This is a genomic window from Stenotrophomonas sp. STEN038 (assembly GCF_056759895.1).
Genome location: NZ_JBRRDW010000052.1, coordinates 1 through 25675, shown reverse-complemented (window position 1 = coordinate 25675; position 25675 = coordinate 1). Strand labels below are relative to the sequence as shown.

Here is a 25675-nt window from a genome sequence, read left to right as displayed (position 1 = left end):
GAACGTCCATGTCGCTCACCCGTCGCAAGCTGCTCGGTATCGGTGGCATGGCCGCCGCTGTTGGCGTGCTGGGCCTCACTGCCTGCAACGGTCCAGCACCGGCAGCACCCGCACGCGGCGCCGTGTTTGAGGTGATGCGCAGCGACGCCCAATGGCGCCAGCAGCTCACCCCTGCGCAATACACGGTGCTGCGCCAGCAGGGCACCGAGCGGGCCTTCAGCAGCCCGCTCAACAACGAGCACCGGCGTGGCACCTTCAACTGTGCGGGCTGCGCGCTGCCGCTGTTCTCCTCGGCCACCAAGTTCGACAGCGGTACCGGCTGGCCCAGCTTCTGGGCACCGCTGCATGGCGCGGTAGGCGAGGACCGCGACACCACCTTCGGCATGACCCGGGTGGCGGTGCATTGCCGGCGCTGTGGCGGCCACCTGGGCCATGTATTCGAAGACGGCCCACGCCCGACCGGGCTGCGCTACTGCATGAACGGCGTGGCCCTGCAGTTCGTCGCGGCCTGAGCGCCGCTTCCCATATTCAAGAAGGATGCTTCCATGTTCCTGTTGGTACTGGCCTATCTCGGCGGCGTACTTACCCTGCTCAGCCCCTGCATCCTGCCGGTGCTGCCCTTCGTATTCGCGCGCGCTGACCGGCCATTCCTGCGTAGCGGGCTGCCGCTGTTGGTTGGCATGGCGCTGATGTTCGCGGTGGTCGCCAGCCTGGCCGCGGTGGGCAGGCAGTGGGTGGTGCAGGCCAACCAGATCGGGCGCTGGATCGCGCTGGTGGTGATGGCGCTGTTCGCCGTCGCGCTGCTGTGGCCGGCGTTGGCGGATCGCTTGTTGGCGCCGTTGCAGCGCCTGGGCGCGCGTCTGGGTGCAGCCGCCGATGCGGGGCAGGGGGGCGTGCTCAGCTCCTTGCTGATCGGCGTGGCCACCGGCCTGCTGTGGGCGCCATGTGCAGGCCCGATCCTTGGCCTGATCCTGACCGGCGCGGCCCTGCAGGGGGCCAATGTCGGCACTACTGGCTTGCTGCTGGCCTATGCACTGGGTGCAGCGACCTCGCTGGCACTGGCGGTGTGGATAGGCGGACGCGTGTTCACCGCCTTGAAGCAGCGGCTGGGGGTGGGCGAATGGATCCGCCGCGGGCTGGGCATTGCGGCCTTGCTGGCGGTGCTGGCAATCGCGATGGGTTTGGATACCGGCCTGCTGACGCGGCTGTCCACGGTCAGCACGGCCAGGCTGGAGCAGAAGCTGCTGGATGCGCTGCCTTCGCAACAGCCGGCAGCAGGTCCGGCAATGATGATGATGGCGGGTGACGCCAAGGGTGATGCCGGCCTGCCGGTGGAAGGCGAGCTGCCATCACTGGCCGGTGCTACCGGCTGGCTCAACAGCCCGCCGCTGGATGCGAAGCAACTGCGCGGCAAGGTGGTGCTGGTCGATTTCTGGACTTACTCCTGCATCAACTGCCTGCGTGCCATGCCCTATGTGCGCGACTGGGCTGAGCGTTACAAGGATCACGGGCTGGTGGTGATCGGCGTACATGCGCCGGAGTTCGCCTTTGAGCGCGACCTTCGTAATGTGCAGCGCGCGGTTGCTGATCTGAAGGTCACTTACCCGGTCGCCATCGACAATGATTTCGCGATCTGGCGCGGTTTCAACAATAAGTACTGGCCGGCGCATTACTTCATCGATGCGCAGGGACGCATCCGCGCCCATCACTTTGGTGAAGGCAACTACGAACAGTCCGAGCAGATGATCCGCCAGCTGCTGCGCGAGGCTGGCAACCGCTTGCCGGGTGACGCAGCACCAGCAATGCGCATGGCCGCCAGCGGCGTCGAGCGGCAGGCGGACATGAGCAGTTTGAAATCGCCGGAAACCTATGTCGGCCATGGTCGCGCCGAGCACTTCGCTTCGCCGGGCGGCATGCAGGCCGGGCAGGTCAGCGATTACGCCGTGCCGATGCAGTTGCAGCTCAACCAATGGGCGCTGGGCGGGCAGTGGCGCATCGGCGAGGAAGACGCGCAGTTGGAACAGGTGGGCGGGCGGATCGCATTCCGCTTCCATGCGCGTGACCTGCATCTGGTGCTGGCGCCGCAGGACCCGGCGCGGCCGGTGCGTTTCCGTGTGCGTATCGATGGCCAGCCACCACAGGCAGCGGCTGGTAGCGATGTATCTGCGCAGGGCGAGGGCAGGGTGGATCAGAACCGGCTGTATCAATTGATCCGCCAGGACGGCGAGGTGCGCGAACGCACCTTCGAGATCGAGTTTCTCGATCCGGGTGTGCGCGCCTATGCCTTCACTTTCGGTTGAATGGAGGAGACACGTGATGAGAATCGCCACGGACAAACTGGTCGCCGGCGGCATCGCGGCAGTGGTTGCCGGATTGCTGCTGGTTGCGGTGTTCAGCATGGATCGTTCGGTGCAGGCCGCGCCGGTAGCGCCGGTGTCGATCAGGTTGCCAGCACCGACTGGTGCAGCTGACCTGCAGCAAGCCGGCGTCAAACAGGCAAAGGTGGTGTTTGCCGGCGGCTGCTTCTGGGGCGTGCAGGGCGTGTTCCAGCACATCACCGGCGTGGACAACGCGGTGTCCGGCTACATCGGTGGCAGTGCTGCCGATGCCACGTATACGCGGGTGAGCAGTGGCGGCAGTGGTCATGCCGAGGCCGTGCAGGTCAGCTACGACCCTTCGCAGGTCAGTTACGGGCAGCTGCTGCAGGTGTTCTTCTCGGTAGTGCACGATCCGACCCAGCTCAACCGGCAGGGACCGGACCACGGCAGCCAGTACCGTTCGGCCATCTACGCCGACGATGCCGCGCAGCGTGATGCAGCGCGCGCCTATATCGCGCAACTGCAGCGCAGTGCGGTGTTCACTGCACCGCTGGTCACCCAGGTGGACGGCGGCAAGGTGTTTCATGCGGCCGAGGGCTATCACCAGAACTACCTGACGCTGCATCCGGAGGCGACCTACATCCGCATCAATGATCTGCCCAAGGTCGCCGCGTTGAAGCAGCAGTATCCGGCGCTGTACCGCGAACGGCCGCGGCTGGTGATGAGCGTGTCGGCGCGATAGCCGCGGGAACGCCTCAAACGCAACGGGCCGCCGGTCATGCAACCGGCGGCCCGTGTTTGTTCAGAAGGTATGCGCTGGATCAGCTCAGGCCTTCGGCCTTGAGCGCGGCCTGCACGGCCGGATCGGCCAGCATGCGCTGCTCGAAGCGGTCCAGTGAGTCCATGCCGGCCAGATCGAGCTTCAGCCCACGTGCCCAGCGCAGGGTCACGTAGGTGTAGGCATCGGCGATCGAGGCGCGCGGGGTGCCGCCGAGCCAGTCGACCTCGGCCAGGCGATCATTGATGCGCTGGTACAGCGCAGTGAGCTTCTGGCGCGCGTTTTCCTGGGTGCGGGCGATGACCGCCTCGTCTTCCAGGTACTTGGTCGAGCCGAAGATCGGGTAGTAGGTCGGGTGCAGGTCGGCGTTGACGAAGGACAACCAACGGTTGACCTCGGCACGCGTACGCGGGTCGCTGCCGCCTTCCAGACCGGCAGCCGGGGCCTTGTCGCAGATGTAATGCAGGATGGCCGCGTTCTGGGTCAGGATCCAGCCGCCGTCTTCCAGCATCGGCACGGCGCCGGCCGGGTTCATCTTCAGGTACTCGGGCGACTTCATCGTGGCGTAGTCCACGATCTGCAGCTCGAACGGCAGGCCCGACCAGAGCAGTGCGATATGGTCGGCCAGCGAACAGGCGCCGGGCTTGGTATAGAGCTTCATCAGGGCTACCTCGGGAGTTGAAAGACCCGGGCATTATCGCCACAAGCGCGTAACGCAGTGTGTCCATGCATGGCACAGACAGTGCGTTACGCGTTCAGCTGGCTCAGGAAGCGCGCGGCTTCAGCGACTGCACCTTGTAGAAGGTATGCCCGCCGATGGTGGCCACCTGGTAGGCATTGCGCCAGCTCGGGCTGGCAATGGCATGCGCGGCGAAGTGGCTGGCGCCCGGCACGATCTCCTTGCGCTGGCCGTTGGGCAGGGCCCAGTTGCGCTCGGCGGCAAAGGCCACGTCCACGGCTTCAGCCCAGGCATCGTTGTTGCGCAGTTGGGTGCCGGGGGCGACCAGGGTCGGGGCGAACTGTTTGCGCGCGGTTACCACCTGGCACATCGAGTCACCCCACAGACCGCTGTCCAGTCGCCGCAGGGCGACTTCGGCCACGGCCTGCTGGCCGCGGAGGGTCTGGTCGCGGGCTTCCAGATAAACGGTGGTGCTCAAGCACAACGAATCGGCTGCTGGCTGCGGCAACATCTGCGACAACCAAAGAATCCAAGCCAGTTTCATAAATCTCCTTGCTCCGTATGGGCCGCAGCCTGCCTGCCCCCAATCGGGAACCGGACAGCAACGACTTGGCGTTATGGGGAGGCGGCCTGGCATCGGGGCCGCCCCGTGGGCAGCCCTCAATCAGATTGGGGAGGGCTGCGCCTGCTCACCAGAACTGGTGGGTGAGCGGAAGTTGGCGCAAGGTAGGGGGGCAATCCCAAACTCATCCTGAACGGCGCTTGTTGACATTCAGGTTTGTTAGCAAGGTCAAATCTGGCTCTGAGTTGCGCATTCAGCTTCACTTCGACGGTCTGGAGCAGCCAGTGCAAGCGATGTTGATGCGCCGGAAAAAAGGGATGCGCATCGCGTTTTTCCAGAATTTCGGCCTTTTCCGGATGCTTCCTTGGCGTTTCTGCTTGCCAGCATGCTGGCAAGCAGTTCGGGGAGGCGAGCAGCCCGTGCACGTCGGTAGCGCCCGGACCGGGGCCAAACTGAATCGCTTTGCTGTCGGATCAGAGCGCCGCGGCCAGACGACTGCCCTGGTCGATTGCCCGCTTGGCATCCAGTTCGGCAGCGACATCTGCGCCACCAATGATGTGAACGCTGCGGCCGGCAGCCTGCAGCGTGTCAGCCAGCTCGCGGCGTGGTTCCTGACCGGCGCAGATCACCACGGTGCCGACGTCCAGCAGCTGCTCCTGGCCATCCACGCGGATGCGCAAGCCGCTGTCGTCCACGCCCAGATACTCGACGCCGCCGAGCATCTTCACGCCCTTGGCCTTGAGCGTGGCGCGGTGGATCCAGCCGGTGGTCTTGCCCAGCTTGGCGCCTGGCTTGCCGGGGCTGCGCTGCAGCAGCCAGGCCTTGCGGGCCGGGGCTTCGGGCTGCGGCTTGGCCAGCGCACCGCGGCTCTCGAAGCTGGCGTCCACGCCCCATTCGGCCATCCAGCGGGCCGGGTCCAAGGCCGGTGACGGGCCTTCATGCACCAGGAACTCGCCGACATCGAAGCCGATGCCGCCGGCGCCGATGATGGCCACCTTGTCGGCGGCTTTGACCCGGCCCAGCAGCACATCCAGATAGCTGACCACCATTGGGTGGTCGGCGCCGGGAAAGGCCACCTTGCGCGGGCTGATGCCGGTGGCGATCACCACTTCGTCGAAGCCGCTGAGCGCGTCGGCATCGGCGCGGGTGTTCAAACGTACGTCTACCCCGGTTTCGGCCAACTGGTGGCGGAAGTAACGCAGGGTCTCGTGGAACTCTTCCTTGCCGGGGATGCGCTTGGCCACATTGAACTGGCCTCCGATCTCGTTGGCCGCATCAAACAAGGTCACCCTGTGGCCGCGGCTGGCGGCGACGGTGGCGCAGGCCAGCCCGGCCGGGCCGGCACCGACCACCGCGACGCGCTTGGGCGCGCTGGTCGGCAGGTAGACCAACTCGGTTTCATGCGCGGCGCGCGGGTTGACCAGGCAGCTGGCGCGCTTCTGCTGGAACACATGATCCAGGCAGGCCTGGTTGCAGGCAATGCAGGTATTGATCGCTTCGGGCTTGCCGGCCTTGGCCTTGGCCGGCCATTCGGGATCGGCCAGCAGTGGCCGTGCCAGCGACACCATGTCGGCACCGCCGCCTGCGAGGATGCCTTCGGCCACCTCCGGCATGTTGATGCGGTTGGTGGCGATCAGTGGAATGCCGACATGCGGTTTGAGCTTGGCGGTGACTCCGGCAAACGCCGCACGTGGCACCGAGGTGGCGATGGTTGGAATGCGGGCTTCGTGCCAGCCGATCCCGGAGTTGAGCAGAGTGGCGCCGGCTGCTTCGATGGCCTTGGCCTGCTGCACGATCTCCTGCCAGTTGCTGCCGTCCTCGACCAGATCCACCAAGGACAGCCGGTAGATGATGATGAAGTCGGGGCCGCAAGCCTCGCGGATGCGGCGGACGATCTCCACTGCAAAGCGCATGCGCTTGGCCGGGTCGCCGCCCCAGGCGTCGTTACGGCCATTGGTGCGCGGGGCGATGAATTCGTTGATCAGATAGCCTTCCGAGCCCATTACCTCGACGCCGTCGTAACCGGCATCACGTGCGTACCTGGCGGCGCGGGCGTAGTCGGCGATATGCCGCTCAACGCCGCCGGCCGACAGCGCACGCGGGGTGAACGGATTGATCGGCGCCTTGCGCTTGGACGGGGCCACCTGCAAGGGGTGATAGCCGTAGCGGCCGGCGTGCAGCAGTTGCAGGCAGATCTTGGCGCCATGGCCGTGGACAGCGGCAGTTACCTGACGATGGCGGCTGACTTCCCACGGCCAGGACAGTTTGCTGCCGAACGGCGCCAGCCAGCCAACCACGTTGGGTGCGAAGCCACCGGTGACCAGCAGCGCTGCGCCCCCGGCCGCGCGCTCACCGAAGTAGGCCGCCAACTTCGGGAAGTCGCGGGCGTGGTCCTCCAGCCCGGTATGCATCGAGCCCATCAGGATGCGATTGCGCAGCTGGGTGAAGCCCAGATCCAGCGGGGCAAACAGGTGCGGATAGGCGGTGTCGTTGGCTGGCGTCATGCTGGATACGCTTGCGTATGGAGTGGCCCATTCTGACTGGCAATGGGCCTGGCCTCAATCCTTGGTCCAGCCGATCGGAGTCGGGCCTATCCAAAAAGGGTTACAGCCTCATTACAATGCGCCGCCCCGCCCAGCAACGGACTGACTGTCGTGGACGTTCCATGCCTGTAATGCCTTCAAGTGTTGTTCCCGCAAACCGCGTCACCCGCCTGTTCCCCCAGCTCTGGGTGCTGGTCGTGGGCATGATGGTGCTTGGAGGCCTGGCCCGCTTGTTCATGTGGTGGGATTACGCTGGCAGCGAGCGCAGCCTTGCGCTGCTATGGCCGGCGATGTTGCAGGGGATGCGCTATGACCTGGTGGCGGGTGCGGTATCCGCTGGCCTTGTCGGCTTGCTGACGCTTCCGGTGTGGCTGGCGGGGCGGCGTGAAACGGCGGTGCGGCTCGCGCAGCATCTGCTGCTGGCATTGTTGCTGGCGTTCGCGTTGCTGTCGCTGTGTGAGCACTTCTATTACGCGTTCTATAAGGCGCGCTTTGATCCCATCGTATTCGGCATGTTCGAGGACGACACCGGCGCGATCCTTGAGACCGTCTGGGATGACTATCCGGTAGTCCGGGGCGTTACGGGCCTGTTGCTGGCAGGGTGCGCGTTGTACTGGAGCATTCCGCGCGCCGGTGACTGGCTGGCCCAGCGCTTGCCGCAGGGTTCGGCCACGTGGTCACGCGCGCTGTTGCTGGTGCTGCAATGCGTGCTGCTGGTACTGCTGGCGCGCGGCAGCGTTGGCAGCTTCCCGCTGATAAGGCGTGATGTGACGGTATCGGCCGATCCTTTCGTCAATGCCATGGTGCTGAATGCGCCGCTGGCGCTTTATCGCGCAGCGCGCACGCGTGCCAAGGAAACCGATATCAGCAACGATCCGCTGGTGGGCCTGCAAGGCCTGGGGTTCGCCGATATTGACGGGGCCGCCAAGCTCGCCGGGCTGCCTTCGGCGGATTCACAGGTGCTGCAGACGGCGCTGTTCCCGGTCGCCCCTGGCCAGCCACGCAGCCTGGCGCAGTCACCACATGTGGTGCTGGGTCTGCTGGAGTCTTTCGGTCAGGACCTGCTCTATACCGATGGCCCGCGCAACGACATGCTCGGTCGCCTGCGCGCCGAATTGCCTACCGGGCACCGCTTCGACAACTTCATCGCCTCCCAGAACGGCACCCACCCGACACTGGAGAACCTGATCCTTGGGACGCCGATCACGCCGCTGACCTTGGGCCGGAATGCGCGGCTGGCGTTTGATACGTCTGCTGCGCTGCCATTCCAGCGCGCGGGCTATCGCACCGTGTTCATTTATGGCGGCGGCAGCGATTGGCGCGAGATTGGCACCGCGCTTCCGAATCAAGGGTTTGATCGGGTGTATGACGCGCGCGATATCAAACAGCGTTTCGCCCAGGCCACCGGGACCGAATGGGGTTTGTATGACAGCTGGCTGTTCCGCTTCGCGCAGACCTTGTTGAGCGAGGCTGATGCCCGCGGTGAGCGGGTGTTCATGGTCCTGCTGACCACCAGCAACCATCCACCGCATCTGTTGGATACGCCGCGTCGGCAGTACCCCCTGGATCCGGCGGCCTTGGGTCCTCGCGCGCTGGCTGATACTGGCGAGCTGCGACGGATGTTGGCTACCTATCAGTACCAGGCCGATGAGCTGGGCGGTTTCCTGCAGCAGCTGCGCGAGCAGCCGTTGGGCGAGCGAACCCTGGTGGCGATGGCCGGCGATCACAACCTGCGTTCGCATTACCGCTACGACCTGCCTGCCGAGCAGGTGGACGTGGATCGCGTATTCGCTTGGCTGCGGGTTCCGCCGGCATACGCGCCGGCCGATGGCATGCCCGATACCAGTGCTTTTGCCGGTCATGGTGATCTACTGCCGACCTTGGTGGAGCTGGCGTTACCGGGGCAGCGCTACTTCGCGACCGGCCGCAATCTCTGGCAGCCCGCACCCAATGGCGGGGAGGCCCTGGCGCAGTTCAACCGCATGTATACCCCAGCAGGCTTGTTGTTCCCCTTGGAAGAACCACGCCTGCATCGCTGGATTGATTCCCGCCATGTGCAGGTACAAGGCGAGGTGCCGGATGCGGTCAGCGCGGCGCGGGCAAGGCAGGCTGCGGCGTGGGTGGCATTGCGCGACTGGCATATCCGCCAGCAGGTGGTGCGCAGTCGTCGCTGAGTGCGCAGTCGCCGGGGTCAGCCCGCGGGTGCGGGTGTCGTTGGCCGCGGTTGGCGATCAAACAAGGGCAGGGTGATGCCGCAAAGTGGCCCGATCAGCAGGGCGAAGGCCAGCGTGCCCCAGCCGACATTGCCGCCCAGCCACCAGCCCACTGCCAATGCGCAGGCTTCAATCAAGGTGCGAACCTTCCAGATCGCCCAACCGGTACGCGCACGCAGGCCGGTCATCAGCCCATCGCGCGGGCCGGGCCCAAAGCGCGCACCGATGTAGAGCCCGGTGGCGATCGCCAGCAGCACCAGTCCTGCGGCGAACAGCAGCAGTTGCCACAGCAGGCCCTGCGCGGCCGGCAGCAGATTCAGGCCCAACTGCGCACTGGGGCCGATCAACAATACGTTGAGTACGGTGCCCAGCCCGGGTTTCTGCCGTAGCGGCAGCCACATCAGCAGCACGCAGACGCCAACCAGATTGGTGATCAGGCCAAAGCCCAGGCCGCTGCGCAGCGCGATGCCCTGGCTCAATACATCCCAGGGCGCGATACCGATGCCGGCACGGATCATCAAGGAAGAGGCGATACCAAACAGGAACAAGCCCAGCAGCAGTTGCAGCAGGCGTGAGGCAGCTATCAGCGAAGGCATGGTCGGGAGATCACGGTGCTGCCTGCAGGGCAGGCAGATAGGCAGGAAGGAGCGTTGCGCCACACCGGGGTGGCGCAACGTGTTTGCGACGCGGAGTTCAGTCCCAGCCTTCCAGCGCCAGCTTGCCGATGGTGCTGCCGGCCTCGAGCTGGCGATGCGCCTGGCGCAGGTGTTCTGCGTTGATCGTGCCCAGCCGCTCACTGAGCGTGGTGCGGAGTTCTCCTGCGTCGATCAGGCTGGCCGCGCGGGTCAGGATGCGGTGCTGCTCGATCATGTCGGCGGTGCGGAAGCGGGCGCGGGCAAACATGAACTCCCAGTGGATGCCGATGCACTTCGCTTTATAGGGATCGCCGATACGCAGCTCACCGGCAGGCTCGACGATCAGCCCGACATGGCCTTGCGGCGCCAGCAGCTCGCCCAGCTGTTGCCAGTACAGGTCGGTATTGGCCAGATTGAGTGCTGCCTCGACGCTGTTGATCCCCAGCGCCTGCAGCTGTGGTGCCAACGGCTGGCGGTGATCAATGACATGCGCTGCGCCCATCTGCTCGCACCACTGCACGCTTTGCGGACGTGAAGCGGTGGCCACCACGGTGAAGCCGGCATGGCGACCCAGCTGGATCGCCATCGAGCCAACGCCGCCGGCGCCGCCGATCACCAACAAGGTCTTGCCGGTATTGCGACGCCCGTCCAGCTGGAAAGGCATGCGCTGGAACAACAGTTCCCAGGCAGTAAGTGTGGTCAGTGGCAATGCCGCTGCTTCGGCGAAATCCAGCGTGGTCGGCTTGCGCCCCACCAGACGCTCGTCCACCAACTGTAACTGTGCGTTGCAGCCCGGGCGGGTGACGTCGCCGGCGTAGTAGACCTCATCGCCGATTTCGAACGCGGTGACCTCAGGGCCTACCGCGACCACCGTGCCTGCGGCATCAAAGCCCAGTATCCGTGGTGGGTTTTCCTCGCCCGGCTTGGCGCTGCGCAGTTTGGTGTCCACCGGATTAACCGAAACAGCTTGAACCTGAACAAGAAGGTCCTGGCCTTGCGGGTCCGCCGGGACCGGTAAAGTCACATCCAGCAGCGCATCGGGTTCATCGATGGGGAGATAGCGGGTCAGACCGATTGCTTTCATGCGGAAAAGTTCCGTAGCGGGGGAGCAAAATCATCATACCGAGCAAATGATTCAGCTGGCGGTAACCGGCGGCGCAAGCCCCGTTAATAAAGGGTTTGTCACATGAAATCAGCTGCGTCGCAGCATTTCCCCCGGAAGCCTTGCGATAGCTGACTCTTGCGTCCTTTGACCAAGCTGTATACGTTGCGCCAAGCCGGACACGTAGGGGTCTGGTGGTCGCTGCATTTGTTACGAGCCTGTTAACATCGCCTTCACGGCCAAGCGCATAATGTGCACCGCGATGGCGTGAGGAAACGGCCGTCTCTGAACGCGACGAAGAATATCGCTGTGCTGGACCATGCCTCTACCGGTTTCATACCCCCGAAACAAGGAGCTGTATTTCATGAACAAGAAGATCCTTACTGCCGCGCTGCTCGGTGGTCTGGCTTTCGCCCAGGCCGCTTCGGCACAGGAATTTGACGACCGCTGGTACCTGACCGGTTCGGCCGGCTTCAACTTCCAGGACGGCGATCGTGGCACCAACGACGCCCCGTTCGCCACGCTGGGTCTGGGCAAGTTCATCAGCCCGAACTGGTCGCTGGACGGTGAGCTGAACTATCAGAACCCGAACTTCGACAACAACCAGGACCAGAACTGGTCGCAGTACGGCGTTTCGCTGGACCTGCGTCGCCACTTCATCCAGGACGGCCGTGGCTGGAACCCGTACCTGCTGGCAGGTCTGGGCTACCAGAAGGCTGAAGAAGAGTACCAGTCCGGCGGCCTGCTGAAGGATCGCAAGGACGGCAACCTGGCCGCCAAGGTCGGCGTTGGTCTGCAGACCACCTTCGAAAAGCGCGTCGCTGTGCGTGCTGAACTGGCTTACCGTGCTGACTTCGACGACCAGAGCATTGCTCCGCGCGCCAATGGCAGCAAGGAACAGGATTGGTTCGGCGACGTGCTGGCTTCGGTCGGCGTCGTGATCCCGCTGGGCCCGGCTCCCGTCGCTGCTGTTGCTCCGGCACCGGCTCCGGTTGCTCCGAGCTGTGCAGACCTGGATGACGACGGTGACGGCGTCAACAACTGCGACGACAAGTGCCCGAACTCGCAGCCTGGCCAGACCATCGGTCCGGACGGTTGCCCGGTGCCGGTCTCGATCGATCTGAAGGGTGTCAACTTCGATTTCGACAAGGCCACCCTGCGTCCGGACGCCGTGTCGATCCTGAGCGAAGCCACCGAGATCCTGAAGCGTTACCCGGATCTGCGCGTTGAAGTTGCCGGTCACACCGATTCCAAGGGTACCGACGCTTACAACCAGAAGCTGTCCGAGCGTCGCGCCAAGGCTGTGTACGACTACCTGACCACCAATGGTGTGTCGGCTGCTCGTCTGCAGGGCCCGATCGGCTACGGCGAGAGCCGTCCGATTGCTCCGAACACCAATGCTGATGGTTCGGACAACCCGGAAGGTCGCGCAAAGAACCGTCGTACCGAGCTGAACGTCCAGAACTAATCGGACGCTTCGGTTTAAGTACTACAGTTTGAGAACAAGGCCCGGCATCTGCCGGGCCTTGTTTGTTTTTGCGTCGGCGACTTTTTCGGCGCGCAATTTGTGTGACGCTGGCGAGTAATCGCAGTTTGTGCGCATTTAACGGTTGAAAGCGCTGCGGGCGCTGCCTACACTCGCCGCGTTAACTTGCCGAATGGAAATTCAATGCTGCGTATCGCTCTGGCTGGTCTTGTCGCCCTGGCATTTGTGCCTGCCGCCCATGCAGCCGTGGATTGTTCGGCCAGTTCAGTGACGCCGGCGCCGCTGGCGACCTCGCTGATCGCACCGGTGGCCTCGGAGCTGTATGTGCGCCCGGGCCAGCTGGGCATGCCGTCGGGCGTGTTGAGCTCGGCTGGTGGTGATGAGCAGTCGCTGGATCGCGTGCTGATGCGCCTGCGCGTTGAGAGCTGCAACAACGTGGCCAACGCCATTCCGGCGCGCCCGGCAATCAACGCCAACGACCCGGCCGCTTACAAGCCGCAGACTGAGTTCGACAACACGCCGTGGCGTTTTGACATGAGCCAGAACGGCAAGCGCATGACCGCCGAAGAATTCGATGCCTGGATGAAGGCGCGCGGTGTGCGCGTGGTCAAGGCACGTCCGGTTGCGACCGATCCGGCTGCAGCACCGGCTGCCGCGCAGCCTGCTGCCGAGGTCAAGTAAGGCGGCAACAGCCGCTCGCAGCCCCGATGTCGCCGTCCAAGCCTCCGTATCCCCCGCACGCCCGCCGCGCACCGCCCGGCGGGCGTTTGCTTTCGCCTGCGCCCGGCAACGCTGCGCGCACCAACAGGCCTGCCCCCGCCGGGGTTCGGCATGGTCTGGCGCGGGTGCTGTCCAAGGCCGGCGTGTGCTCGCGTACCGAAGCTGCTCGCCGGGTGCTTGATGGCCGGGTCAGTGTGGATGGCAAGGTGGTGCGTGACCCGGAGTTTCCAGTGGTTGCCGGCCGCCAACAGGTGTTGCTGGACGGTTTGCCGCTGGCAGCGCCGCGGCGTCTCTACCTGGCCTTGAACAAGCCGCGTGGCCTGGTCACCACGGTGCAGGACGAGCAGGGCCGCGACACCGTCTACCAGTGTTTTGACGGTGCTGGCCTGCCGTGGATGGCGCCGGTAGGGCGCCTGGACAAGGCCAGCGAAGGCCTGCTGTTCTTCAGCAATGATCCGGAGTGGGCGGCACGTCTTACCGAGCCAAGCACCGGCCCATTGAAAACCTACCGGGTACAGGTGGATGCTGTGCCCGATACGGCGCTGTTGGAGCGTATGCACGCAGGCATCGACGACGAGGGCGAACGCTTGGCGGCGCATTCGGTGCAGCTGCTGCGGCATGGCGAACGTACTGCGTGGTTGGAGGTGGTGCTGGACGAAGGCCGCAATCGCCACATCCGGCGCCTGCTCAAGGCCCTGGGGCTGGACGTGCTGCGCTTGATGCGGGTGGCGATAGGGCCGGTGCGGTTGGGTGAGCTGGGCAAGGGCCAATGGCGGGAGTTGAGCCAGACGGAGCTGAATGCGCTGCAGGCTGCCAGCAAAACCGCGCATGTCAGCGCGAGTGACTAATTTCAATAAATTCAGGCAAATAGCTGTACTAGCTAAGATGGTGGATTAGACTGGGGCTCTAATTACTTGAGGTTATTGCCATGCAAGCTCTTTCCCGTGTCTCTGGCATTGTTCTCATGACGGCTTCGGTAGCGGTGCTGGCCGGTTGTGCTTCCTCGGCAAAGAAGACCGCGAAGAACGACGACAAGCCGATCGAAGTGCGGGTGGAAGCACCGCTGGCCGAGAAGGATTCGCTGGGCAATTACCGTTTCATGATGCAGCAGGGCGAGCAGAAGATGAGCGCCGATCAGTTCGATGCCTGGATGAAGGCCAATGGCATCCGCGTCGCCAAGGGTGCTGCCGTGCCGGCGGCAGCAGCTGCACCGGCCAAGAAGAACTAAGAGCAGCACGTGTAGTGCCGAGCCATGCTCGGCAAGCGGCTTCACTGGTAAGGCGTCTGCCGAGCATGGCTCGGCACTACAGGGTAAATCGGTGAGGCCACTGCCGAGCGTGGCTCGGCACTACGGGACGAAAAAAACAGGCGCCTTTCGGCGCCTGTTTTCATTTCAATCCAAGGGCAACACTCAGCCCTTGATCACGCCCAGCTCCAAGCCAATCCGGGTGAAGGCGTCGATTGCGCGGTCCAGGTGCGCGCGGCTGTGCGCGGCACTGATCTGGGTGCGGATGCGAGCCTGCCCCTTCGGCACCACCGGGAAGAAGAAGCCGATCGCATAGATGCCTTCTTCCAGCAGGCGCTGGGCGAACTTCTGCGCCAGCGGTGCGTCGTACAGCATCACCGGGCTGATCGGATGCACGCCCGGCTTCACGTCGAAACCGGCGGCGGTCATCTTTTCGCGGAAGTAGGCGGTGTTCTCGCGCAGCGTTTCACGCAGGTCATCGGCGGCAGCCAACATCTCGAACGCCTTGATGCCGGCAGCAACCACATGCGGCGGCAACGAGTTGGAGAACAGGTAGGGACGCGAGCGCTGGCGCAGCAGTTCGATGACCTCGGCGCTGGCGCAGGTGAAACCGCCCAACGCGCCGCCCATGGCCTTGCCGAGGGTGCCGGTGATGATGTCGATCTTGTCGAGCGCGCCCTTCACTTCGGCCGAGCCGCGGCCAGTGGCACCGAGGAAGCCGGTGGCATGGCATTCGTCGATGTGCACCAGTGCGCCGTACTTCTTGGCCAGCGCGGTGATCTCATCGAGCGGAGCGATGAAGCCGTCCATCGAGAACACGCCGTCGGTTGTGATCAGCTTGGTCTTGCAGCCAGCGGCATCAGCGGCCTGCAGCTGTGCTTCCAGATCGGCCATGTCGCAGTTGGCGTAGCGGAAGCGCTTGGCCTTGCACAGGCGCACGCCATCGATGATGGAGGCGTGGTTCAGTGCGTCGGAAATGATCGCGTCGTTCTCGCCCAGCAGCGGCTCGAACAGGCCGCCATTGGCATCGAAGCAGGCGGCGTAAAGGATGGTGTCGTCCTTGCCGAAGAACTCGGCAATCTGCTTTTCCAGCTGCTTGTGCAGGTCCTGGGTGCCGCAGATGAAGCGCACCGAAGCCATGCCGAAGCCATGGCTGTCCAGGGCGTCCTTGGCGGCCTGGATCAGTTCCGGGTGGTCGGCTAGGCCCAGGTAGTTGTTGGCACAGAAATTCAGCACCGTGCGGCCGTCGTCGAGGGTGATCTCGGCCGACTGCGGGCTGGTGATGATGCGTTCGGACTTGAACAGCCCCTGCGCGCGGATGGCGTCCAGTTCCTCGGCGTAGTGCCGGGTCAGCGGGGAGATGTTCGCGGTTTCGGTCATGGCAGGGTCTTGCGGTCAAGTGGAGCGCCAATTTTAGCCTTCCCCGTGTCCCGGCGTTGTCGTCATGCACAAAGGCTATAAGCGCGGCGACCTAAGTCATTTCTCGCTGGCCGGTGTGCGCCCGCAGCATCGTCATCACACCCACCCAACAGGAGACGCCGATGACCGCCATACGCCCCCCATTCACCCTGCCGACCAGGAAGCTGTTGTCCCTAAGCCTGGCCCTGGCGGCGTGTGGGGCGGGGTCATCGGTGCACGCGCAGCAACTCACCGTCGAGCAGTTGCAGGAGCGCCTGCAGCGATTGGAGCGTTTGGCCGGGGTCAGCGATGGTGCAACCGAAGGCGTAGGCCTGGCCGATCTGGACCAGCGCCTGCGCATCCTTGAGCGTCGCCTTGAGCTCGGGGAAGAAGAACGCGTTGCCGCCGCCAAGGCTGCGCCGAAGATCGCCATCGACCAGAAGGGCGCTTCGTTCAAATCCGGCGACGGCAACTACGAGTTGAAGCTGCGCGGTCTGCTGCAGGGCGATGCCCGCGTCTTCCTGGGCGGCGATGCCAACCAGAACGACACTTTCCTGCTGCGCACCGCACGGCCCACCCTGGAAGGCTCGCTGGGCAAGCTGGTCGCCTACCGCTTCACGCCTGAGTTTGCCGGTGACAGCGCCAGCATCGTTGATGCCTATGCCGATCTGCGCTTCGATCCTGCGTATACGGTGCGGGTCGGCAAGTTCACCTCGCCGGTTGGTCTGGAGCGTCTGCAATCATCGTCTGCGCTGGTCGATGTCGAGCGCGCGCTGGCCAGCGAATTGGCACCGAACCGCGACCTCGGCGTGCAGCTGCAGGGCGAAGTGGCCAAGGGCAAGTTCAGCTATGCGCTGGGCGTGTTCAACGGCACCGTTGATGGGCGTGATGCAGTTACCAGCAATCCGGATGACGATTTCGAATATGCAGGGCGCGTGTTCTTCGAGCCACTCAAGGGCAGCGACAGCGCATGGGCTGGTCTGGGCTTCGGCCTTGGCGCAAGCACGGGCGAAAAGCATGGCAGCGGCAACAACTATCTGCCGCGCTATCGCACGCCAGGTCAGGCCACGTTCTTTGCTTACCGCAGCGCCGTGGTGGCTGATGGCGAACACCGCCGCTGGTCACCGCAGGGCTGGTTCTACCGCAATGGACTGGGTTTGCAGGCCGAGTACATCGCTTCGGAACAGGAAGTTGCGCGCAACGGCATCCGCAAGCGTCTGGACAATCGCGCTTGGCAGGCCACTGCCAGCTATGTGCTGACCGGTGAGGATGCGAGCTATCGCGGCGTCACGCCTTCGCGCCCATTTGGCGCAAACGGTGGGCACGGCGCGGTGGAACTGACTGCGCGCTACGGCGAACTGCAGATCGACGATGCCGCCTTCCCGTTCTATGCCGATCCGACCGTGTCGGCTTCACAGGTTCGCTCGTGGACGGTGGGTGCCAACTGGTACCTGACCGCCAACCTCAAGCTGGCGACCAACTATCTGCACAGCAGTTTTGATGCGGCTTCCGCTGGCGCGAAGTTGCCTGATGAAAAAGCTGTTTTCTCGCGCCTGCAAGTTTCCTTCTGACGGAGAGCCCTGATGACACATTCCTATGTTTCACGCCTTGCTACCGCAGCACTGGCGTTCGCCCTGACCTTGAGTGCCGGCGCCGCGTTTGCGCGTGATGTGCAACTGCTCAATGTCTCCTATGACCCGACCCGCGAGCTGTACCGCGATTTCAACGCCGCCTTCGCCAAGCACTGGAAGGAAACCAAGGGTGACAACGTCACCATCGAAACCTCGCACGGCGGCTCCGGCAAGCAGGCGCGCACTGTGATCGATGGCATCGAAGCCGACGTGGTCACCCTGGCCCTGGCTTATGACGTGGATGCGATCGCCGACAAGGCCAAGCTGCTGCCGGCCAACTGGGAGACCCGCCTGCCTGAGAACAGCGCGCCCTACACCTCGACGATCGTGTTCCTGGTGCGCAAGGGCAATCCCAAGGGCATCCGCGATTGGCCGGACCTGCTGCGCAGCGGTGTATCGGTGGTGACCCCGAATCCCAAGACATCCGGCGGCGCACGTTGGAACTATCTGGCGGCTTGGGCCTACGGCGATCACATCTTCAAGGGTGACCGCGACAAGATCCTGAACTACATGCGTGCGCTGTTCCGCAATGTGCCGGTGCTTGATACCGGTGCACGCGGCGCCACGACTACCTTTGTCCAGCGCGGTATTGGTGATGTGCTGCTGGCCTGGGAGAACGAGGCTTTCCTCGCCCAGGAAGAACTGGGCCCGGACAAGTTCGAGATCGTGGTACCCAAGCTGTCGATCCTGGCCGAGCCATCGGTAGCGCTGCTGGATCGCAACGTCGACCGTCATGGCACCCGCGATGTCGCCCAGGCCTATCTGCAATACCTGTACTCGCCGGAAGGCCAGCGCATCGCCGCGCGTCATTACTACCGCCCGCGCTCACCGCAGTACGCGGCACCGGCCGATGTTGCACGCTTCCCGCAGGTGCAGTTGGTCACGATCCGCAGCGCTTTCGGCTCGTGGGGCAGGGCGCAGGCTGAGCACTTCGCCGATGGCGGCGTCTTCGATCAGATCCAAGCGAGCAAGTAGACCGTGTCAGCAACAGCACAAATACTGCAAACACGTGTGCGAAGCCAACGCCGGGTACTCCCCGGCTTTGGTCTTGGTATGGGCATTACCTTGTTCTGGTTGGGGCTGATCGTCCTGATCCCGCTGCTGGGCGTGTTCCTGAAAGCGGCAGGGTTGGGCCTGGGCGGCATCTGGCAGATATGGACCGAGCCGCGCGTGCTGGCCGCGCTGCGCTTGAGCTTCGGCACCGCGTTCGCAGCGGCGGCGTTCAATACGCTGATGGGTACGTGGGTGGCATGGGTATTCGTGCGCTACAACTTCCCCGGCCGCCGCCTGTTCGACGCGATGATCGATCTGCCGTTTGCCTTGCCCACCGCCGTGGCCGGCATCGCCTTGACCGCGCTGTATGGTGGCCAGGGCTGGATAGGGCAATGGCTGGAGCCGCTGGGCATCAAGGTGGCTTACACGCCGCTCGGCATCGTGGTGGCGCTGGTGTTTGTCGGCCTGCCGTTCGTGGTGCGCATCGTGCAGCCGGTGTTGGCCGAAGCCGAGCGCGAGTACGAGGAGGCCTCGGCCACACTCGGGGCAACGCGCTTCCAGACCATCGTGCGGGTAGTGCTGCCGAGCCTGTGGCCGGCCATGTTGACCGGCTTTGCGCTGGCCTTCGCGCGTGGCGTGGGTGAGTACGGTTCGGTGATCTTCATCGCCGGCAACATGCCCAGCGTCACCGAGATCGCGCCGTTGCTGATCACCATTCGACTGGAGGAGTTCGACTACGCCGGCGCCACCGCGATTGCTGGCGCGATGCTGCTGCTGTCGTTCGTGGTGTTGTTGCTGGTCAACACGCTGCAGGCGCGTCTGCAAGGCAGGGGGGCGCGATGAACGAGTTGGTGTCGGAGTTGCCGGTGGCTATCGAACGTAGTGCACGTGTGGCCAAACCGCAGCAGGTGACCAGCGAACCGCGCTGGGTGCAGATACTGCTGATCCTGGGCGCCTTGGGTTTTCTGCTGTCGTTCCTGTTGCTGCCGCTGGTGTTGGTATTTGTCGAAGCACTGCGTGGCGGCGTGCTGGCGTTCTGGAATGCGATCAGTGACCCTGACGCGCTGTCAGCGATACGCCTGACCTTGTTGGTGACGGCGATAGTTGTGCCTTTGAACCTGATCTTCGGTGTGGCGGCGGCGTGGGTGGTTAGCAAGCACAACTTCCCGGGCAAGCGTTGGCTGGTCACCTTGATCGACCTGCCGTTCTCGGTATCGCCGGTGGTTGCGGGCCTGGTCTTCATCCTGTTGTTCGGCCGCGATGGTTGGTTCTGGCCGATGATCGAGGACGGGCTACGCCTGCACCTGCCGGTACTCGGTGAAACCCTGTTGCAGCTGCCGCGTATCGTGTTTGCGATCCCCGGCATCGTGCTGGCCACGGTGTTCGTCACCTTCCCCTTCATCGCGCGTGAGCTGATGCCGCTGATGGAGCAGCAGGGCAGTGATGAGGAACTGGCCGCGCTGACGCTGGGTGCCAATGCCTGGCAGATGTTCTGGAAGGTGACTTTGCCGAACATCCGTTGGGGCCTGCTGTACGGCGTGTTGTTGTGCAGCGCGCGGGCAATGGGCGAGTTCGGAGCGGTGTCGGTGGTGTCCGGGCATATCCGCGGGCGTACCAACACGCTGCCGTTGCATGTGGAGATTCTCTACAACGAATACGCCTACAGCGCCGCGTTTGCCTGCGCCTCGCTGCTGGCCGCCACCGCCTTGCTGACGCTGGTGGTGAAATCATTCCTGGAGTGGCGCCACGGTCAATCGCTGGCCGCCGCCCATCGTCATTGAGGTCGCAATGAACATCCGCATACACAACCTGGGCAAGCAGTACGGCACGTTCCCCGCATTGGACGGCGTGAGCCTGGATATCCGCAGTGGTGAGTTGCTGGCCTTGCTGGGGCCATCGGGCTCGGGCAAGACCACCTTGCTGCGTGCGCTGGCCGGACTGGAGCATCCTGAGCGTGGAGAGATTCTGTTCGATGGCGAAGATGCCACCGGTTTGAGTGTGCAGGCACGCCGCGCCGGTTTCGTCTTCCAGCATTACGCCTTGTTCAAGCATCTGGACGTGCGCCGCAATATCGCCTTCGGGCTGGAAGTGCGGCGTGGTGCCGAGCGTTGGCCGAAGGCACGCATCGACGCCAAGGTCGATGAGCTGCTGGCGCTGGTGCAGCTCGATGGGCTGGGCGCGCGCTATCCGGCGCAGCTGTCCGGTGGCCAACGGCAGCGCGTGGCGCTGGCCCGCGCGCTGGCGATCGAGCCGCGCGTACTGCTGCTGGATGAACCGTTCGGCGCGCTGGATGCACAGGTGCGTCGCGACCTGCGCCGTTGGCTGCGCGAACTGCACGATCGCACTGGGCTGACCACGGTATTCGTCACCCACGATCAGGAAGAAGCCCTGGAGCTGGCCGACCGTGTCGCCATCCTCAACCGTGGCCGCATCGAACAGGTGGGTACACCGGGCGAGGTCTACGACCAGCCGGCGTCGCCGTTCGTCTATGGCTTTGTCGGTGAGGCCAACCGGCTGCCGGCACGCGCGCACGGGCAGACGCTGGAAGTTGCCGGGGCACAGTGGCCACGCACCAGCGCGGTGCCGGAAGGTGAGGCGCTTGAGGTGTTCGTGCGGCCGGAGGATCTGCTGGTCGAGGCCGATGGCCACTGGCAGGCCACGGTTGGGCTGGTACAGCGCAGTGGCCCGCGCCAGCGCCTGCGCGCGCGCCTTGCTGGCGCAACTACCGAGCTGGAAGTGGAGTTGCCGGCTGATGCGCCCGCGTATGCGGCAGGCCAGTCAGTCCGGCTGGGAGCCCGCCGTTACGGGGTATTTCCTTTGGCCGAACATTGATTTGGGACGAATCCGGGGCACATGGGTGTTGCATCGCAATATCAATGTGGTTAAAAATTTGTGAACCGCTGCCATGAGGGCAGCGGCCCCCCACACCCTGGAGATTCGCATGATGCACAGCAAGCGTCTTGTCGCCGTGGCCTGCGCCGCCCTGTTGTCCGTTCCGTTTGCCGTCAGTGCCCAGGAGAGTGAGGAGTCCACCTCTCCGTTCAGCGCCAGCTTTGGCGTGACCACCGACTACGTGTTCCGTGGTGTGTCGCAGACCGACAATGAGCCGGCGTTCCAGGCCGGTGCCAACTACACCGCACCGTTCGGCCTGTACGTGGGCGTGTGGGGCTCGAACGTCGATTTCGGCGAAGGCGGCCCGAACTTCGAAGTCGATTACAACATCGGCTGGAGCAAGGACCTGTCCGACAGCTGGAACCTGGACCTGGGGGTCAACCGCTACACCTACACCAGCGCCTCCAGCGGCTACGGTGACATCGATTACAACGAATACCTGGCCAAGGTCACCTGGACCGGCCCGGTGGTCGTCAGCGGCCTGCTGGGCTACGCCGACGATTACAGCAACAGCGGCGCCGAGCAGATCTACGCCGGTCTGGATGCCAGCTACGAGATCGGCCACGGTTTCTCGGTCGGTGCATCGGCCGGTTACACCACGATCAAGGCCGATAGCAACGAATGGCCGCGTCGTTCGGATTACTTCGATGGTTCGGTGTCGGTGTCCAAGGGTTTCGGCCCGGCCACCGCAACCCTGGGGTATTACGACACCTTCGGTTCGGATGCCGCCGACCTGCGCCGCGGTTCGGACACCTACAAGCCGGGCGTGGTGTTCAGCGTCTCGGTCGACGTGCCCTGATCCACGCGTGATGCAAAAAGAAAAAGGCGCCGAAAGGCGCCTTTTTCCGTAGTGCCGACCCATGGTCGGCAACGGGCATTACCGGTGACGCCAATGCCGACCATGGGTCGGCACTACCGATTCCGCCTGAGCTCAATTCCAGCTCAACACAACCTTGCCGGCCTTGCCCTGTTCCATCAGGTCGAAACCTTCCTGGAAACGGTCCACCGGCAGCTGGTGGGTCATCACCTTGCCCAGCGGGAAGCCGCCCAGCACCAGCTGGGTCATCTTGTACCAGGTCTCGTACATCTTGCGGCCGTAGATGCCCTGCACGGTCAGGCCCTTGAAGATGATCTTGTCCCAGTCGCAACCGGCGCCCTTGGGCATGATGCCGAGCATGGCGATCTTGCCGCCGTGGTACATGCAGTCGAGCATGTCGTTGAAGGCGCGCGGGTTGCCGCTCATTTCCAGGCCCACGTCGAAGCCTTCCATGTGCAGCTCGGCCATCACGTCCTTCAGCGACTGGTTGGCGACGTTGACCACGCGCGTGGCGCCCATGTCGGCAGCCAGCTTCAGGCGGAAATCATTGACGTCGGTGACCACCACATTGCGCGCACCGATGTGCTTGCAGATGCCTGCTGCGATGATGCCGATCGGGCCGGCACCGGTGATCAGCACGTCTTCGCCGATCACGTCGAACTCCAGCGCGCAATGCGCGGCATTGCCGTAGGGATCGAAGAACGCGGCAAGCTCGGACGGGATCTGGTCCGGGATCGGCCACAGGTTGGTGGCCGGCATCACCATGTATTCGGCGAAGGCGCCGTTGACGTTGACGCCGATACCGACGGTGTTCGGGCACAGGTGCTGGCGGCCGCCGCGGCAGTTTCGGCAATGGCCGCAGACGATGTGGCCTTCGGCCGAGACGCGCTGGCCGACTTCATAGCCGGTCACGCCCGGGCCGATCTCGGCGATGCGGCCGACAAACTCGTGGCCGATGGTCAGGCCCGGCTTGATGGTGCGCTGGCTCCACTCGTCCCACAGGTAGATGTGCAGGTCGGTGCCACAGATGGCGGTCTTTTCCAGCTTGATCAGTACCTGGTTCGGGCCCGGCGTAGGCACCGGCACCTCTTCCATCCAGATGCCCTTGGTCGCTTCGCGCTTCACCAGCGCCTTCATCGTCTGTGCCATTGCAGGAGACCGCAGTGTGAGGAAAGAGGGCGATTATAAGCTTTCAGCCGTAACCGCCCGGTACTGACCGATGGCAGGGGAGACGGACGGTTACAACGGCTACAATCGGCCCTTCCAAACTTTCGGATGTGCGTAATGCGCGTGAATTTCCTTGCGTTTTCCATCGTTGCTGGCCTGGGCCTGGCGCAGACCGCGCACGCCGCCGAAGGCATGTGGGTACCGCAGCAGTTGCCCGAAATTGCCGGCCCGCTGAAGCAGGCTGGCCTGAAGCTGGACCCGCAGCAACTGGCCAACCTCACCGGCGACCCGATGGGCGCGGTGGTTGCGCTGGGTGGCTGCACCGCCAGCTTCGTTTCGCCGCAGGGCCTGGTGGTGACCAACCATCATTGCGCCTACGGTTCGATCCAGCTGAACTCCACCGCCGAGAAGAACCTGATCAAGGACGGCTTCAACGCGCCGACCCTGAAGGACGAACTGAGCGCCGGTCCGAACGCCCGCATCTACGTGCTGGACGACATCACCGATGTCACCGCACAGGCCAAGGCCGCCATCGCTGGCGCCGGCAACGACCCGCTCAAGCGTACCCAGGCGCTGGAAGCCTTCGAGAAGCAGGCCATCGCCGCCTGCGAAACCGATGACGCCTACAGCTGCACCCTCTATAGCTTCTCCGGCGGCAACACCTACCGCCTGTTCAAGAACATGGAAATCAAGGACGTGCGCCTGGCCTATGCGCCCCCGGGCAGCGTCGGCAAGTTCGGCGGTGACGTCGACAACTGGATGTGGCCGCGCCACACCGGCGATTTCTCGTTCTACCGCGCCTACGTCGGCAAGGACGGCAAGCCGGCCGCCTTCGCCGCCGACAATGTGCCGTACCAGCCCAAGCATTGGCTGAAGCTGGCCAACCAGCCGCTGGGCGAGGGTGATTTCGTGATGGTGGCCGGTTACCCGGGCCGCACCGACCGCTATGCGCTGGTCAGTGAATTCGAGAACACCGCCACCTGGACCTACCCGTCGATCGCCAAGGCCTACAAGGACCAGATCGCGATGGTCGAAGCGGCCAGCAAGGACAACCAGGACATCGCGGTGAAGTACGCGTCCAACATGGCCAGCTGGAACAACACCAGCAAGAACTACGACGGCCAGCTGGACGGCTTCAAGCGCAACAACGTGCTCGGCCAGAAGCAGGCTGCGGAAACCGCGGTGCTGGAATGGCTGCGTGGCCAGGGCGCTGCCGGCAAGCCGGCGCTGGATGCGTTTGCACAGCTGCAGACGCTGGGCCAGCAGTCGCGCATGAACCAGGCGCGTGACCTGAATCTGGCGATGCTCAATCGCACCGGCACCCTGGGCACTGCCGTGCGCCTGTACCGCCTGGCGATCGAGAAGGCCAAGCCGGACGCACAGCGTGAAGAGGGTTACCAGGAACGCGATCTGCCGACCATCGAAGGCGGCCTGAAGCAGATGGACCGTCGCTATGTGCCGGCCATGGACCGTCAGTTCCAGCAGTACTGGTTGCAGCAGTACGTGCAGCTGCCGGCTGGTCAGCACCTGTCGGCGTTCGACAAGTGGATTGGCGGCGTTGATGCCAAGGCGGTCGACGCAACGGTGGCGCGTCTGGACGGCTCCAAGCTGGGCAGCCTGGACGAGCGCCTGAAGTGGTTCGGTGCCGACAAGGCCGCGTTCGAGGCCAGCAACGACCCGGCCATCCAGTACGCGGTGGCAGTGATGCCGGCACTGCTGGAGCTGGAGCACCAGCGCAAGCTGCGCATGGGCGAGGAACTGGTGGCACGTCCGCTGTTCCTGCAGGCCATTGCCGACTACAAGAAGACCAAGGGCGAGTTCGTCTACCCGGATGCCAACCTGTCGCTGCGCATCACCTTCGGCAACGTGAAGGGTTACACCGGTCTGGACGGCAAGGTGCAGGAAGCCTTCACCGACCTGGAAGGCATCGTTGCCAAGGAAACCGGCAAGGACCCGTTCGATTCGCCGCAGGCGCTGATCGATGCGGTCAAGGCCAAGCGTTACGGCGGCTTCGAGGACAAGCGTATCGGCAGCGTGCCGGTGAACTTCCTCTCCGACCTGGACATCACCGGCGGCAACTCCGGCTCGCCGGTGCTGGACGCACACGGTCGCCTGGTTGGTCTGGCGTTTGACGGCATCTGGGAATCGGTCGCCAGCAACTGGGTGTTCGACCCGGTGATGACCCGCATGATCTCGGTCGACGAGCGCTATATGCGCTGGATCATGCAGGAAGTGGCGCCGGCACCGCAGCTGCTGAAGGAAATGGACGCCGCCTCGAAGTAATCTTGAGTTGCGTGGTTCAAGTAAAAGCCCGGACGGGAAACCGTCCGGGCTTTTGTTTTGCCCCCTCCCTTCCGCGTAGCGAAGGGGAGGGCTGGGGAGGGGTGAGCTTTGGGCGGGCTGATGCAGCCGATGCCTGGCGACTGTAGTGCCGAGCCATGCTCGGCAGAGGCTTTCCCCGTAAAGCCCAACTGTAGTGCCGAGCCATGCTCGGC

Annotated in this window: 22 protein-coding genes; 15 read left to right on the top strand and 7 right to left on the bottom strand. The window is 64.1% G+C overall.

Translation table 11 applies throughout. The features are described from left to right. The first annotated feature begins 8 nt into the window (after nt 1-8). From msrB to msrA, 3 genes are read left to right on the top strand one after another with little or no spacing between them, the layout of a single operon-like run. Entirely contained in the window at nt 9-512 is a 504-nt protein-coding gene (msrB, locus tag ACVOLS_RS17650; protein WP_481546708.1) for a peptide-methionine (R)-S-oxide reductase MsrB, read from the top strand. Nucleotides 513-545: 33 nt separating this feature from the next. Next, nucleotides 546-2300, top strand: a complete 1755-nt coding sequence (locus tag ACVOLS_RS17645) for a cytochrome c biogenesis protein DipZ (protein WP_481546707.1) — start codon at nt 546-548, stop codon at nt 2298-2300. 16 nt (nt 2301-2316) lie between these two features. Beyond that, nucleotides 2317-3060 (top strand): peptide-methionine (S)-S-oxide reductase MsrA, encoded by a 744-nt coding sequence (gene msrA, locus ACVOLS_RS17640; RefSeq protein ID WP_481546706.1) that lies wholly within the window; start codon nt 2317-2319, stop codon nt 3058-3060. Nucleotides 3061-3139: 79 nt separating this feature from the next. On the opposite strand, the gene ACVOLS_RS17635 is transcribed toward msrA, so the two are convergent. From ACVOLS_RS17635 to ACVOLS_RS17625, 3 genes are all read right to left on the bottom strand, one after another. Beyond that, on the bottom strand, nt 3140-3757 hold the full coding sequence (locus ACVOLS_RS17635) for a glutathione S-transferase N-terminal domain-containing protein (protein WP_481546705.1): 618 nt from the start codon (nt 3755-3757) through the stop codon (nt 3140-3142). Between the two features lie 103 nt (nt 3758-3860). Then, a complete protein-coding gene (locus ACVOLS_RS17630; protein ID WP_057629626.1) occupies nt 3861-4319 on the bottom strand; it encodes a cell wall hydrolase in 459 nt (152 codons plus the stop codon). A 491-nt stretch (nt 4320-4810) separates the two neighbouring features. After that, on the bottom strand, nt 4811-6841 hold the full coding sequence (locus ACVOLS_RS17625; RefSeq protein ID WP_481546704.1) for a 2,4-dienoyl-CoA reductase FMN-binding domain-containing protein: 2031 nt from the start codon (nt 6839-6841) through the stop codon (nt 4811-4813). Nucleotides 6842-7002: 161 nt separating this feature from the next. Between ACVOLS_RS17625 and ACVOLS_RS17620 the strand changes: the two genes are divergently transcribed. Beyond that, on the top strand, nt 7003-9054 hold the full coding sequence (locus ACVOLS_RS17620; RefSeq protein WP_481546703.1) for an LTA synthase family protein: 2052 nt from the start codon (nt 7003-7005) through the stop codon (nt 9052-9054). A 17-nt stretch (nt 9055-9071) separates the two neighbouring features. Here the strand turns inward: ACVOLS_RS17620 and yczE are convergent, their stop codons facing one another. After that, entirely contained in the window at nt 9072-9689 is a 618-nt protein-coding gene (gene yczE, locus ACVOLS_RS17615; RefSeq protein ID WP_481546702.1) for a membrane protein YczE, read from the bottom strand. Between the two features lie 97 nt (nt 9690-9786). Continuing rightward, a complete protein-coding gene (locus ACVOLS_RS17610) occupies nt 9787-10812 on the bottom strand; it encodes a zinc-binding alcohol dehydrogenase family protein (RefSeq protein WP_481546701.1) in 1026 nt (341 codons plus the stop codon). A gap of 382 nt (nt 10813-11194) precedes the next feature. On the opposite strand from ACVOLS_RS17610, the gene ACVOLS_RS17605 reads away from it, so the two are divergent. The 4 genes from ACVOLS_RS17605 (at nt 11195) to ACVOLS_RS17590 (ending at nt 14264) form a co-directional block, all read left to right on the top strand. Then, the gene (locus ACVOLS_RS17605; RefSeq protein WP_481546700.1) at nt 11195-12298 is read left to right on the top strand and encodes an OmpA family protein; all 1104 of its coding nucleotides are present in this window, start codon (nt 11195-11197) and stop codon (nt 12296-12298) included. A gap of 201 nt (nt 12299-12499) precedes the next feature. After that, nucleotides 12500-12997, top strand: coding sequence for a hypothetical protein (locus ACVOLS_RS17600; protein ID WP_481513509.1), 498 nt, complete (start codon nt 12500-12502; stop codon nt 12995-12997). Nucleotides 12998-13023: 26 nt separating this feature from the next. After that, entirely contained in the window at nt 13024-13884 is an 861-nt protein-coding gene (locus ACVOLS_RS17595) for a pseudouridine synthase (RefSeq protein ID WP_481546699.1), read from the top strand. A gap of 116 nt (nt 13885-14000) precedes the next feature. Beyond that, complete coding sequence (locus tag ACVOLS_RS17590) at nt 14001-14264, top strand: hypothetical protein (protein ID WP_481546698.1); 264 nt, start codon at nt 14001-14003, stop codon at nt 14262-14264. A 183-nt stretch (nt 14265-14447) separates the two neighbouring features. Here the strand turns inward: ACVOLS_RS17590 and kbl are convergent, their stop codons facing one another. Further along, on the bottom strand, nt 14448-15662 hold the full coding sequence (gene kbl, locus ACVOLS_RS17585; RefSeq protein WP_481546697.1) for a glycine C-acetyltransferase: 1215 nt from the start codon (nt 15660-15662) through the stop codon (nt 14448-14450). Between the two features lie 161 nt (nt 15663-15823). Between kbl and ACVOLS_RS17580 the strand changes: the two genes are divergently transcribed. From ACVOLS_RS17580 to ACVOLS_RS17555, 6 genes are all read left to right on the top strand, one after another. Next, nucleotides 15824-17251, top strand: a complete 1428-nt coding sequence (locus tag ACVOLS_RS17580) for an OprO/OprP family phosphate-selective porin (RefSeq protein WP_481546696.1) — start codon at nt 15824-15826, stop codon at nt 17249-17251. Nucleotides 17252-17263: 12 nt separating this feature from the next. Then, nucleotides 17264-18286, top strand: a complete 1023-nt coding sequence (locus ACVOLS_RS17575; RefSeq protein WP_481546695.1) for a sulfate ABC transporter substrate-binding protein — start codon at nt 17264-17266, stop codon at nt 18284-18286. Nucleotides 18287-18307: 21 nt separating this feature from the next. Then, the gene (gene cysT, locus ACVOLS_RS17570) at nt 18308-19147 is read left to right on the top strand and encodes a sulfate ABC transporter permease subunit CysT (RefSeq protein ID WP_481546713.1); all 840 of its coding nucleotides are present in this window, start codon (nt 18308-18310) and stop codon (nt 19145-19147) included. Further along, nucleotides 19144-20085, top strand: coding sequence for a sulfate ABC transporter permease subunit CysW (gene cysW / locus ACVOLS_RS17565; RefSeq protein WP_481546694.1), 942 nt, complete (start codon nt 19144-19146; stop codon nt 20083-20085). Before cysT ends, cysW begins: the two co-directional genes overlap by 4 nt. Nucleotides 20086-20092: 7 nt before the next feature. Continuing rightward, on the top strand, nt 20093-21136 hold the full coding sequence (locus tag ACVOLS_RS17560) for a sulfate/molybdate ABC transporter ATP-binding protein (RefSeq protein ID WP_481546693.1): 1044 nt from the start codon (nt 20093-20095) through the stop codon (nt 21134-21136). A 109-nt stretch (nt 21137-21245) separates the two neighbouring features. Next, nucleotides 21246-21995 carry a TorF family putative porin gene (locus ACVOLS_RS17555; RefSeq protein ID WP_481546692.1) on the top strand — a complete coding sequence of 250 codons (750 nt, stop codon included), beginning with the start codon at nt 21246-21248 and terminating at the stop codon, nt 21993-21995. A 132-nt stretch (nt 21996-22127) separates the two neighbouring features. Here ACVOLS_RS17555 and tdh read toward each other — a convergent pair whose 3' ends face one another. After that, the gene (gene tdh / locus ACVOLS_RS17550; RefSeq protein WP_282273214.1) at nt 22128-23162 is read right to left on the bottom strand and encodes an L-threonine 3-dehydrogenase; all 1035 of its coding nucleotides are present in this window, start codon (nt 23160-23162) and stop codon (nt 22128-22130) included. Between the two features lie 135 nt (nt 23163-23297). Between tdh and ACVOLS_RS17545 the strand changes: the two genes are divergently transcribed. Beyond that, nucleotides 23298-25463, top strand: a complete 2166-nt coding sequence (locus ACVOLS_RS17545) for a S46 family peptidase (protein ID WP_481546691.1) — start codon at nt 23298-23300, stop codon at nt 25461-25463. Nucleotides 25464-25675 lie beyond the last annotated feature (212 nt).